2 protein-coding genes and 3 pseudogenes are annotated in these 13,365 nt (G+C 67.4%); 1 reads left to right on the plus strand and 4 read right to left on the minus strand.

What is annotated here, in order from left to right; genetic code table 11:
- Positions 1-502, plus strand: a pseudogene (locus MTAB308_RS29130) (hypothetical protein); the annotation flags it as partial.
- Between the two features lie 107 nt (positions 503-609).
- Here MTAB308_RS29130 and MTAB308_RS30395 read toward each other — a convergent pair.
- From MTAB308_RS30395 to MTAB308_RS26930, 4 genes and pseudogenes are all read right to left on the minus strand, one after another.
- Positions 610-10,469: pseudogene (locus MTAB308_RS30395) on the minus strand (BTAD domain-containing putative transcriptional regulator); the annotation flags it as partial.
- A 760-nt stretch (positions 10,470-11,229) separates the two neighbouring features.
- Positions 11,230-11,628: pseudogene (locus MTAB308_RS30100) on the minus strand (PE family protein); the annotation flags it as partial.
- Positions 11,629-11,714: 86 nt separating this feature from the next.
- Positions 11,715-12,482 (minus strand): sensor domain-containing protein, encoded by a 768-nt coding sequence (locus MTAB308_RS26920; RefSeq protein ID WP_077103746.1) that lies wholly within the window; start codon positions 12,480-12,482, stop codon positions 11,715-11,717.
- Between the two features lie 712 nt (positions 12,483-13,194).
- Positions 13,195-13,359, minus strand: a complete 165-nt coding sequence (locus MTAB308_RS26930) for a DUF3298 domain-containing protein (protein WP_157901027.1) — start codon at positions 13,357-13,359, stop codon at positions 13,195-13,197.
- Positions 13,360-13,365 lie beyond the last annotated feature (6 nt).

Here is a 13,365-nt window from a genome sequence, read left to right on the forward strand (position 1 = left end):
CGCCGGCAACATCGGCGGCCAGGGTGGCCAGGGCGGTGGGGGCGGCGGCATCCTCTTCGGCCTTGGCGGCCACGGTGGAGCGGGCGGAACGGCCCTGACCGCCGGCGGCACCGGCGGTCCCGGCGGCTACGGCGGTGACAACGGCTACGTGTTCAGCGATGGCGCCGGCAGCATCTATGCCGGGGGTTCCTTGTTCGGCATCGGCGGAGCCGGCGGCGACGGCGGGGCGGCCCAGGCCGGCGGCCACGGCGGCACCGGCGGGCTCGGCGGGCTCGGCGGCCTGGTGTTCGGCCTCGGTGGCCACGGCGGCAACGGCTTCGGTGCGCCCGGCTTGGCTTTCGGCGGTAACGGGAGCCAGGGCGGTTACGGCGGACTTCTCTTCGGCATCGGGGGCGCCGGCGGCAACGGCGGAACTGGCGTCGTCCCGGGCGTCGGCGGACAGGGCGGCTTCGGCGGGTACTACTTCTTCGGACCGAACGGGGCGAACGGGTTGCCGGGCTGACAGTTTCGTGAGCTCATAGTTTGGGAGTCAATCCCTCGGTTCGGCGAAAGTCATTGAAATAAAAGGGATTCAGCGCGAGCGATGCCTCATGTTGTTTCGTGCGAACGTGGCCGCTCGAGTTCGTCAAACCTCGCGAGCGCGGCGTCGATATCCGCCTCGTCGAAGACCTCGCAACGGTTGATCATGTCGCCTTCAGCCGTCAACAAGTTGACCTCTCGCCACTCGGCATCGAAGCCCTCGCGCGAGGTTCCATACGCCGTGTGGGTGACGACGGCTCCGAGATCACTCAACCTATGCACGGCTTCGATGTAGAGCTTGACGTCTTCGGCGAGATCCCATGTTGCGTGGAGGTAAGCCTCCATATCGCCAGGCGCGAACGCTCTCCCTCGCCGATGGTCGATGTTCACCCAATCCGGCGTCGTCGGCGGCAGCTCGTAACGGTTAGCCGCCGCGTACGCCTGCACGATGAGCGACCACGCGTGTGAGTGGGACGCCGCTTCGCCGCCAAGGTACCGGGCGTCGAGATCTGCGAAGGCGGCGTCGATGTCGTCAGGGTCGAAGCTCACGCAACCGTGCATGAGGCCGTCGCGGCTGACCTCTGTGATCTGCAACATCTCGACAATCGGTGCATCGGCGTCATCGGGGTCGCCGTAATGCGCGCGGGTCAGCGAGAAACGCTGGCCCCTGGTTGCGATGGCTTCAACCGTCAAACGGGAGCCGCTGGGCGCGGCGTCGAACATCGCCTGCATGTTCTTCCGCCTTGCGGGGCCTTCGAATTCGTCCCGCAGGCCCTTGCGCCGGTCCTCATAGCGCAGGTCGGCGGTGGTGAGGGCCAAGAAGCCGTCCAAGTCGCGTCGGTCGAACGCGTCGGCTAGCCGCGACCAGATTCGCGTCGCGGCGTTCTCAGGCGTTGGGGCCGGCCGATCGAGCTCATCGAAACGCGCGAGCGCGGCGTCCAGGTCTTGCTCGTCGAACAGCTCGCAGCGATTGATCTTGTCGCCCTCATACGTCGAAAGGTCGATGGTGCGCCACTCGGCGTCAAAACCTTGGTGTGAGGTGCCCTCCACGACCTGTGTCACGACTGCTCCCAGGTCGCTCAACCGATGAACAGCCTCGATGCGGATTCCGGATTGCGGCGACAGATCCCATGTGGCAACGAGGTATTCGCGAAGGTCACCGGTTGCGATCGGTGCGAGCCGCCGGTGATCGACATTTACCCAGTCCGCCGTGGTCTCCGGGAGCTGGCGTCTGTTGAGCGCTTCATAGGCGCGCGTGACGAGGGCCCACGTGTGGGCGTGGGCAGCGGCTTCACCGGCGAGGTATCGCGCGTCGAGTTCATTGAAGGCGGCCTCAGCATCGTCGACGTCGAATATCACGACTGCCGCGGTCTGGCCCTCGGCATTGGTTTCGACGACATGAAGGACATCGACCAGGAACGCCTCTGGCCGCTCGACTCGCTCGGAAAAGTGGACACGCACTAGGCCCAGGTGCCGACCGCGAGCCGCTATGAGCATGGAGGTCGCAGTGGTGAACCCGGCATCCACACTCGCGCGCAAGTCTTCGATCGCAGCATCCCGGCCGTATCGGGTGCCGGCATTGATTCCGCGTCGGCGATCGTCGACTGAAATGTCGGCGGCCAGAATCTCCGCCATGGAGTCCCAGTCGCGCGCCGCAAAGTGCACCAGAAAGCGCTCGGCCGCGTGGCCTGCCGCATTTTTGAGTCGCCGTGGCTCGGGCTGCGGCTGCCCGAATCGCGAGATTGCGGCGTCTAGGTCTGTCTCGTCGAAGATTTCGCAGCGGGTCAGGAAGTCGCCGTCGACTGTGAACATCGCGATCATCCGCAACTCCGCATCAGAGCCTCCTTGCCAGGTCCCCTTGACCACCTGGGTGACGACGGCTCCGAGTTCGGTCAGCCGGTGCACGGCTTCGATGTAGACACAGACGTCCGAAGTGAGGTCCAACATGGCGCGAAGAGAAGCGGCGAGATCGGCCCCCTCGACCGATAGGAGCGGCCGATGATCGATGTAAACCGGAGCCCGCGTCGTCGGCGCGGGAAGTTCGTGCCGATTGAAGGTAGCGTAGGCCCCTGCAATTACCGACCACGTGTGGGCGTGGGCAGCGGCTTCGCCGACGAGGTACCGCGCATCGAGTTCGTCAAAGGCGGCGTCGATGTCATCGGGGTCGAAGCTCACGGTATCGTGGGCGCGGTTGCTGACTTCCGTGACCCGCAACAGCTCGATGGCGACCGGTCGATCGGCCTCATCGATGTCGCGGAAACGCTCGCGGGTCAGCGATAGGCGAGACCCCCTGATCGCAATGGTTTCTACCTCCAATTGCCAGGTGTCGGGCGCCGTTTCGAGGAGGGCTCGCGCGGCCTGCTGCCGCGCTGGGCCTTCCAGGAGGTCGCGCAGGCCTTTTCTCCTCTGCTCGTAGCGTCCGTCGCCACTCGTGAGGGTCAGCAGCCTGGCCAAGTCGCGGCGGTTGAACGCGTCGGCTACGTGCACCCACCTCCGCGTGGCGGCATTCTCAAGCCGATGTGGCCGGAGCTCCTCGAACCTCGCGAGCGCGGCGTCGACATCGTCCTCCTCGTACACCTCCACCCGTGGTTCATCGCAAGCGAACACAATGATTCGGCCCCACTGCAATTGGTTCCCGTGTGCGTCGGTGCCCTCGATGACAAGGGTGACGACGTTCCCATGGGCGGCAAGCGCATGTGCCGTCTTCACCCGGTAGCGTGCGTCGGGCACAAGCTCCCACAGCTCCTCGACGCCACGTCCGAACTCCTCGCCCGACGCAAACGGGACGCGTCGATGATCGGCGTACGCAAGCTGCTCGGTCAAGGGGCCCCGCTCGTGGCGGTTGAGCTCCGCGATCGTGTCCAGTCCGAGTCGCCACGCCCGCGCGTACGGTGCCGCGTCGCCGGCAAGGTATCGCGCGTCGAGTTCCGCAAAGGCGGCGTCAGTGTCGTCGACGTCGAAGAAGACGACTGCGACGATTCGCTTGTCGCCGTTGATCTCGACGACGCCGTCCGCTTCGAGGAGAAATGCCTCCGGCCCGTGATCGCTCGCGGAGAAGCGCAGACGCATGAGGGCAAGGTGCGCCCCTCGGGTCGCGATGGTGGTCGGCGTCACCTTCGTGCTAAAGAGGTCGGCGATCGCCCGCATGTCCTCGATCTGGGCGCTTCGGCCGTGTCGGACTCCTCCGCCCACCATCCGACGTCGATCCTCGTTGGAGAAACCTTCGGCCAGCATCTCCGCCATGGCAACCCAGTCAGCGGCCGCAAAGTGCGTCAGGAAGCCCTCGCCGACTTGGCTGGCTGCGTTTTCCAACCGCCTTGTTTGCGAACCCAATTCGCCGAACCGCGCGATCGCCGTCTCGACGTCGGGCTCGTCGAAGACCTCAATCCGGTTGACCATTGCGCCATCGACCGTCAATACCGCGATTCCGCGCCACTCGGCGTCGAACCCCTCTTGTGAACTCTCATGCGCTGCGTAGGTTAGGACAGCGCCATACTTATTGAGCCGAAGCACTTGCTCGACAAAGACATTGATGTTTGGGTCCAGGTCCAACCCGGCGTGCATATATGCCGTCAAGTCCTCGGGCCCGAACGCCGTCTCCCGGCGGTGGTCGATGTTCACACAATCTCGTGTGAGGGGCGGGATCTCGCGCCGGTTGAGCGCGGCATAGCTATCCGCAACGATCTTCCACGTCTGTGAGTGGGCGGCCGCTTCGCCGGCGAGGTAGCGCGCATCGAGCTCGGCGATAGCGGAGTCGAAATCGTCGAGGTCGAACACGACCGCGGCCGCGATCCGCTCGTCGCCGTCGACCTCGACGACGTTAAGGGCAACGTCTTGACTTGCCTCGGCGTCACGGCCCGAGGCACGAACCTGCACGAGCGCGAGACGCGCTCCGCGAATCGCCACCACGCCCGACATCGTTATCGTGAAGCCGACGTCGGCCGCCGCCTGCAGATCCTCGATCTCGGCGTCTCGACCATGTCGGACCCCGGCGTTTACCACCCGCCGGCGATCGTCGACGCAGTAGTTCTCGGCCATCGCTGTCGCCAGCGCCTCCCAGTCGCGGGCCGCGAAGTTGGGCCAGACGCGCTCGAATACCCGCGTCGCCGCGTTCTCCAGCCGTGGTGTCGGGCGGCTCAGTCGATCAAACCTCGCGATCGCGGCGTCGAGGTCGGCCTCGTCGAAAACCTCGCAGCGGTTGAACGAGTCGCCATGAGCGGTGAAGAGCATGACCTCCCGCGAGTGACGACTGCTCCGAGGTCGCTCAGTCGGTGGACGGCTTCGATGTAGAAAAGGATGTCATGATCGAGATCCCACCCGGCGCGTAGATACTCGACCATGTCTCCTGGCGCGAAGGCTGCCCCACGCCGATGGTCTATGTCCTCGAAGTCGGGCGTCGTGCTAGGGAGTTCGCGCCGGTTGATTGCGGCGTAGGCCCCCAGCAGTGCACTCCACATCCGCGCGTGGGCGGCCGCTTCTCCGGCAAGGTAGCGGGCATCGAGCTCGGCGACGGCGGCCTCGACGTCTTCGGCGTCGAACACGATGATCGCCGCGAGCCGCCCGTCGGCATCGATTTCGGCTAGCTGAAGGGGATCGGCGTGAAACGTCTCGGGGTTCTCGTCGCCCTGCGAGTAGCGCGCATGAGCGAGGACGAGGCGCTCTCCGCGGGTCGCGATGACACTTGAGGTCGCGTGGGTGACCCCGAGGTCGGCGGCCCACCGTATAGTTTCGACCGCAGCGCCTCGGCCCCGTTGGACGCCGCCATTCACCACTCGACGGCGATCTTCGTTGTGGAAGTCTTCAACCAGCGTGTCCGACAGGGCGTCCCAGTCGCGGGCCGTAAAGCATGCTTGCATGCGCTCGAACATGTGACAGGCGGCGTTCTCGAGCCGCCGCGCCGGCCGGCTCAGTTGATCGAACCTCGCGATTGCCGCATCGACGTCTGCCTCGTCGAATACCTCTACTCGGCTGAGCATTTCGCCGTCGACCAGCATCAGGTCGACGCTCCGCCACTCCGCAGCGAAGCCCTCGTGTGAAGCTCCAATTCCCGCCCAAGTGAACACGGCGCCGAGCTCGCTCACCCGATGTATTGCCTCGACGTAAATGTCGAGCTGTTGGTCGAGATCCCACCCGGCGCGGATGTATGCGATACCTTCACCGGGCGGGAATGCCGCCACGCGGCGGTGGTCGATGGTCACCACATCCCGTGTCGCCGACGCGATTTCGCGCTGATTGTGGGCAACCAAAGCGCCCGAGATCACCGCCCACGTGCCCGAGTATTCGGCCGCTTCCCCGGCGATGTAACGCGCGTCGAGCTCGGCGATGGCGGCGTCGAAGTCGTCGATGTCGAACAGGGTTTGTGCGACCATCATCCCGCCGTCGTCGACCTCGGTAATCTGCAGTATGTCGACTTTGAACGCGTCGGGTTGTGGGTCGCGCAGCTCGAATCTCATGTGGCTGAGGTAGAGACGGTCACCCCGCACGGCGAGAGGCGTCACCGTGATTTTCACGTCACCCGTCGCCGCGATCGCGCGGACGTTGCTCATTTGCGCGGCGCGGCCTGTGCTGGAGCGTCGCAGTCCTTGCCGCCGGTCTTCATGTCGCATGTCATCGGCATATAGCGCGGAGAGTTCTTCCCAACGGCTCTCGGCAAACAAGGCGAATGCCTGGTCATCGACACGACGCGCGGCATTCTCAAGCCGGCGCGTATCCAGATGCTCGGCCTCTAACCGGGCGTGCGCCGCATCCAGTTCGGCGAGCGCGGCGTCGAGGTCTTCGACGTCGAACCACAACTGGAGGGCGAATCGACCTTCCTCGTCGATGCCGTATAGATCGAGAAATTCGTCGTACGGCGCCCCAGGACTCACGTCGGCGGTTTCCACCCTCAGTCGAGAGAGAGCCAGGCGCTCGCCCCGCACGGCAATCACCACTTGTCGAATCCGCACGCCGCCCGCCTCGAGCATGGGCGTGTTCGCTCTTACCCAATCCGATGACAAGTCGAGCTGCGTGAATCCGACTATCTTCCGGCGACTCTCAATATGTGCGTGGGGCGAATACAGCTGCTCGATTTCGTCCACGGACCTGCGATGAACGGCAGCGATCACTCGCTCGCCTGCTTGCACGCACGCGTTGTCCAGTTCCACCGCGGGTGTTTCAGGTGGCGCGGCGGCGGCGGGCGCGATGCGCGCACCGAGAATGCCGCGCGCCCTCTCGGCAAGCGCTGCAGCGCCCTTGCGTTCGTACAAATCGACCGCCCGCTCGGCGACGGACCGGGCTCCCGTGACGTCGCCGGCGGCACCCAAAACCGTCGCCAGCGCCAGACACGCGTCGGCGTGATCCACCAACGCGTCGGTGCGCTCGGCCAAGCTGACGGCGGCCTGGGCGACCCCCCGCGCCTCGACGTGCTCACCGCGGCGGGACAGCAGCCGCGCCCGCAGCGTGCGCCAGGCAATCGACGGCTTCAGCGCGTGCCCGGCCAGACGCTCACTCTCGGTGCACAATTCGTCGGCCTCAGCGTCGCGATCGAGCGCCAGACAGGCCCGACCCAGCAGCGCGGCGGTTTCGGCGGTGTCGGCGTCGAGGCCCATGCGACGAAAGCCGTTGTAGGCCTTGAGCAGATGGGGCTCAGCCGCGGCGGGCTCATCCACGACCAGCTCCACGATCCCGGCAAACTGCTCGACCTCGAGAAGGGCATGGCGCAGACCGAGCTCGGTGACCGTGCGCCGGGCCGAGTCGATCATCCGGCGGGCCGCCGCGGCGCGGCCGCGGAACGCTTCCAGGACGGCCTGGCACCGCGTCGACGTCGCCTCCACCGCGGGCGAATCGGTGGTGATCCGCAGCAGCCGCACCACGTCCAGACACCGTCCGCCCGCACGCGGAACCGGGTTGGGTCCCCACAGCGCCGCGAGGGGAGCGTTCCCCAACACGCTGTTCACCCGCCGGTGTTCACGCGCGCGTCGCGCGGCGGTCAGGGCGTCGTCCAGCGCGATCTCGCAGTCGCCGATTCGCCCGAGGCGGGCAAGGCACCCCGCCCGAACCGTGTGGGCCTTGGCTTCGCCTGCCGCATCGTCCAATTCGGCCAGCTTGGCGGCCGCCCCGGCCAGCGCGGCTTCGGCCTCGTCCAGCCGCTCGGGATGGATCAGCATCGACAGCTGTCCGTCGAAGCACGTGGCCCATGCCGCCAGCCGGGCCGAATCGACTGTCGCGCCCTGCAGTTGCGAGACCGCACCCGCGGCCGAGGTCACGTCGCCGGCGGCGAGGAGGGCCTCGCAACGCGCAACCAGCAACTCGGCGGCCTGGTCGTCGCGGTCGGGCAGCTCGTCGTCGAGCTCCTCCATCGCGTGCAGGGCGTGGTCGTAGAGGTCGGCCGCACCTTCATAGGCGAGTCGTGCCATCGCCTGGTCGGCGGCGCGGCGGCAGTACTCGACGGCCTTGGCCGCGTTTCCCGCCCACGCGCATTCGAAGTAGTGGTGCGCCAGCTCGGCCAGCAGCTCGTCGTCGGCACCGGGCTGGCTCTCCAGCGTCGCGGCGATGCGTTGGTGCAGCCGCATGCGCCGCACCGACGGCAGCTCGGCGAGCAGCGACTGTCGGACCAGGGCGTGGTTGAACCGATACCGGCCACCGGGTTCCTCGATGACGATTCCGGCCTTGCCCGCTTCGTCGAACGCGTCCACCAGATCGTCGCCGACCACGCTCTCGACCAGCTCCAGAGCGAACCGGCTGCCGACCACCGCGGCCGCGGCAAGCGCTTTGTTCGTCTCGGGCAAAAGCCTGGTAAGACGGCGGCTTACCGCCTCGCGGACCCCCTGCGGCAGGGTGCTCTGGTCCCAGCGGCCGCCGCTTTCCTCGACGTGGCGCAGGGCCTCGATGAGGAAGAACGGGTTGCCACCGGTGACCGATGCCAACGCGCGGGCCAGCTCTTCGTCGTGGTAGCCCGCCTCGGCGACATAGGCGGTCACGTCTTCCTCGTCTAAACCGCTGAGCTGTATGCGATTACCGCTGCCGTCACGGTGCAGATCGGCGAGCATCGCCGCGAGCGGATGGGACCGGTCGAGATCGGTGCTGCGGTAGGTGCCGATGATCTGCACCCGCGCCTGCTCGCCGAAGCGCAGCAGGTGCCGCAGCAACAACAGCGTCGGCTTGGCCGCCCAATGCAGGTCGTCGAGGATCAAGACGACGGGCGCGCTCGCGGAGGCGACGCCCAGCACGGCAACGACGGCGTCGAACAGCGCGTAGCGTTCGGTATCCGGATCGGCACGGGTCGGTGCGGCCAGATCGGGCAAGATTTCGGTCAGCCCGGGCACTAGCGCGAGCAGTGCCTCCACGCCGCGCAGCCCCCGAAGGCCGCGGGCACCGAGGCAGGGCAGCAGCGCCCGCAGCGCCTCCGCGAACGGCTGGTACGGCGCGCCCAGGTCCTCGTCGCAGCGGCCATAAATCACAAGTGCGCCTTGGTCGTAGGCCTGTCGCGACCATTCGCCGGCCAGGCGGGTCTTGCCGACACCGGGTTCGCCGGCGATCAACACGGCGTTGGTGCCGGCAGCGAGCGCCGTCTGCCACGCGGAAAAGAGCCGCTGCAGTTCGTTCCCGCGCCCGACGAACGGCCCGGGTCCGGCCAGCACGGGGGGCAGGCTCGGGCGCTCCACGGGCGCCTCGAGTGACACCGCCCGATGGGTCTCGTCGGCGGCTTCCAGCCGGAGCTCGAAAACGTGCTCCGGGCGGGAGAGGTTCTTCAGCTCGCGCTGTCCTCGGTCAACGAGCCCGACGTCGTCGGGTAGCGAGTCGATGACGAGTTCGGCGGTCGCACCCGAGCACAGGATCTGCCCGCCGGCGGCCAGCGACCGCAGGCGCGCCGCGCGATTGACCGCCCGGCCGAAGTAATCGCCGTCGCGGAGCTCGGCTTCCCCGGTGTGCAGCGCGACCCGAACGCGCATCGGATCCGAAAGGGCCCAGGGCTCATGGACGATCGCGTCTTGCAGCTCGATCGCGGCGGCGGCCGCCGCCGACGGCCGCTCGAAGACGGAGAACGTGGCGTCGCCCTCGCCGCGGGTCTTGATCAGGCGCCCCCCGCGCGACGTCACGACCTGTTCGACGAGCTCGTCGTGGCGCGCCAGTGCCACGGCCATGGCGTCCGCGTTCGCCTCCCAGGCGGCCGTCGACCCTTCGATGTCGGTGAGCAGGAAGGTCACGGCGCGGGTTACCGACGAAACACGTTGTGTCGCAGGGACTTCTAATGAGCCGTCCTGCGCGACGATCAGAGCCTCGAGCCGGCGAAGATTCGGCCCGGGGTCGACCCCCAGTTCGTCGGCGAGCAACGCGCGCGCCCGCTGATAGGCGCCCAGGGCCTCGCCCTGCCTGCCCGCCCGATAGAGGGCGAGCATCAACTGACCCCAACGCCTTTCCCGCAGCGGCGCATCGGCCACCGCGGCCTCGAGCTCGCCGACGATCTCGGCGGCGCGGCCCGTCGCGAGCAGCGCATCGGCCCGATCCTCCACGAGCGCGGCATGTGCCTCGATCCACCGTGTCTTCTCCGGCGTTCCCCGCCGGCCATCGGGCAATTCGGGGATCCCGCGCCACAGCGCGAGCGCCTCGTCGAAGCAGACCACCGCCCGGCTGTCGTCGCCGCCGGCGGTGGCGTCGCGGCCCAACCGGGCGGCCGCTTTGTAGCGCGTGGCGTCAACCTCGGTCTCGGCCAGGGCCCAGCCGGCCCCCTGCGTCAAAACGAAGCCGTCGCCGAGGGTGCGGCGCAGCAACGAGATGTGGGTTTGCAGCGCTTTCACCGCCGTGCGCGGGGGATCGTCGCCCCAGAGCAGCTCGACGAGCGAGTCGGCAGACACGACGGAACCGTCGTGCAGCCCCAGCATCGTGAGGATCGCGCGAGGCTTGGCGCCCGGAATCGCGACCGGCAGGCCATCCTGCCGGACCTGCAGAGGTCCCAAAACCCCCAGCTCCACCCGATGAAGCGTAGTCATGTTGGCAATCGTTGGGGAAGCGATTCAACAAGCGGTCAAGATCGAGTAAAGCCGAGGATTACCTGCAATTCTTCGAGCCGGACGGCGGTGATCGGACCGCGCTCACTGCCCGGCCAGCAACAGCCCGATCTCACATGAACGGCGCCAGCAGGTCCGCCCGGGCCGGATAGAGCAGCACCGGGTCCGTCCACGCCGGCCACAGCAGCGCGGGGTTCGCGCCCGGCGGGGGCCAGTTGTTGTCGTTGGCGTACGCCCACACTTCCCAGGGGTTGTCGTAGTACGCGGCCGTCTCGACCAGGCTGAACCAGTCCTGGTTCGGGTGGAGCAACCAGTAACCCGTCCCCACGACGTAGCCGCCCGCCAGCCAGGCGGCGTAGCTGGTGGTGAACAACGGCCCGAAGAGCCTGTTCTGCCAGACGTGCACCTCTTCGTGATTGAGCATGACGTCGGTGGCGCCCGGCCCGGTCCCGAGGTGGGTGGTGACGTTGCCCACGGTGGTGGCAAAGCCCGGCAGGCCGATACCGCCGCGATAGACGTGGGAACCGGCGAGCGCGCTGAGCGCGGGGTCGTAGTTGGAGTTGGGATAGAACGCGTTGATAATTTGCACGCCGTAGCCCAGCGCGGTGCCGGGGGAGCCCCAGGTGTAGTCGAGCACGAAGGCCGCCCAGCCGCGCCAGTCGCTGAAGTTGTAGATGCCGAACTCGCGCTGGATGAGCAGGTTCGCGTCATAGATCGCCGCGTCCGCCACGCCCGTCCCGGCGGCGCTCCCGCTACCGATGAACGGACGCCCCACCACCGCCTCGGTGGCTGCGTTAGCCGCACCCAGCAAATTCTGTTGGACGGGCTGCAACAGCAGGGCGCTGGTCGCCTCCGCGTCCGCATACGAACCGGCAGCCGAGTTCAGGGCCTGCACAAACTGTTGGCCAAACGCGCCGGCCCGGGCGCCGAGCGCCTGGTACTCCCGGCCGTACGAGGCGAACAGCGCCGCCACGGCCTGCGACACCTCGTCGGCGGCGGCGGCCGCGATCCCACCGGTCGGAAAGGCGGCGGCCAGATGCGCGGCGGTCAGCGACGAACCGATGCTCTCCACGTCCGCGGCGGCCGAGGTCAACCACTCGGGAGCCACCACCAGAAGCGACACGCGTGAAAGCGTATGCGCCGCTCGTGCGGGCATGAGCGTTTTCCGGACAGTGTGTCGGGGCGGTCAGCGACCAGGAAGGCCTGACATCACACCTCGACCGCGGACGCGATCTTGCTGACCACGTCGCCCGCCTGGTTGGCGGTGTCGAAGCCACACCACAGCGTGTCGATGATGATGTTGTTGCGCACTCCCAGCGCGCGCTGGCAGGCGAATCCATGGCCGCCGTCGAGGGTCTGCACCAGGCTCAGCGAGGTGCCGGTCGCCGCCAGCCCGCCGAACGTCCACTTCACTGACGGGTCGCCGGGCTGGCTGAAGGTCAGCGGCCGGTTGGCGCAGGCGGACCACCGCGGTTGGGCCTGGGCGAAGAATTGCTGGGCCACGTCGGCGTCGCGGAACCTGACCACAGCCTGCAGCAGGGCGTGCTTGCGCTGGGCCGCCGCGCGGGCGTTGTCGAGGAACTGTCCTTCCAGCGCAACCCAGCTGCTGTCCCGGTAGACGGCGGCCTCGACGGGCGAATAGGCGTCCAGGCAATTGCGATCCGAGACCTGGTCCTCGCTGTGCGACATCTCCGAAATCGGTCTGCGCAACACCATATTCGTCGTTTGTCCCACGGCATCGACGTCGCCGGCGGTCAACAGCAGGTGGTCCAGGCGGGCGTTGAGAATCCGCGGCGGCTGCCAGTGCCCCAGGTTCGGGGCCGCGACGGGGCGTCCGGCGGCGGACACGGTGCAACCGCTCAGCAGCAAGCACATGGCCGTCGTCGCGAGGATGACGTGCCACCCGCCGGCCCGGGCGCGGCGCCCACGCCCCGCGTCGCCGCCGACGGACCGGCCGTTCGCTGACGGTGCGGTCATCTCGGGGTCTCCTGTCCGGTCCATGACCGACACAACACCGCTAGCGCGGCTGGTATTCGCCGTGTCGGCTACGAGCCCAGCTAATGCCTTGAAGTTAACGCCCCACAGCGGGTTCGGTGCGCAAGCACATTGTCGGCATGTCGTGCGGCGGGGCGTCGGTGGGTGGCTGTTCTCATAGGGGTTTCAAAGCCCGGTTATGACGCTAGGGCGAGCAAAACCGCTTGTGAAATGCCTTTTGCGAAACACCTATGTGGCCAAGGCATGAATTCCGGGGGCAACTTCGTCTGAAATTGGCCTGTCGACTGCCCGACCGGGAACACGACCGCCTCAGTCACGCTGCCGCCGTTGACGGCCGGCGCGAGCAACGCGCTGAACGTGTCGGCCGCCGGGTCGTAGGCCAGTAGCGAAGTGCCGGGTCCGCAGCGGCCTTGGCGACGAGGACCAGCTTCTCGCCGCTCACGCCGTCGACGATCACGCTGTCGGAGAGGACGGGCGCCTTGACCCGCGTGGCGTGCCCGTCGGGTGTCAGGGCCGCCGGCTGCCCCGCCGCCACCGGACCGTGCGCCGTTGTCGTTCCGGTCGACACCCGGCGGCCCGCACCGCGGCCACCGCGATGACGCCTGCCCGGGCGCGCCATGATCTGGCCGATGCGTATCGCCTCCGGCGGGTTCGAATGTCTTTGCGGTTCATGTCGATTCGTTCCTTTCCTCGATCAGGCCAGCATTGCTGCGAGTTCGCTGCGGGGTACTGCGACTTTGTGTGGCCCGGCGATGTCCGGCACCACTTGGTCTTGGCCGAAGAAGAAGATCACGACGTCGTCGGTGATCCCGAAGCTTTGGTACGTCGTCTCGTCGAGATCGGCGGCCGGCGCGTCCAATTCGGC

This window comes from Mycobacterium terramassiliense (assembly GCF_900157385.1).
Lineage (GTDB): Bacteria > Actinomycetota > Actinomycetes > Mycobacteriales > Mycobacteriaceae > Mycobacterium > Mycobacterium terramassiliense.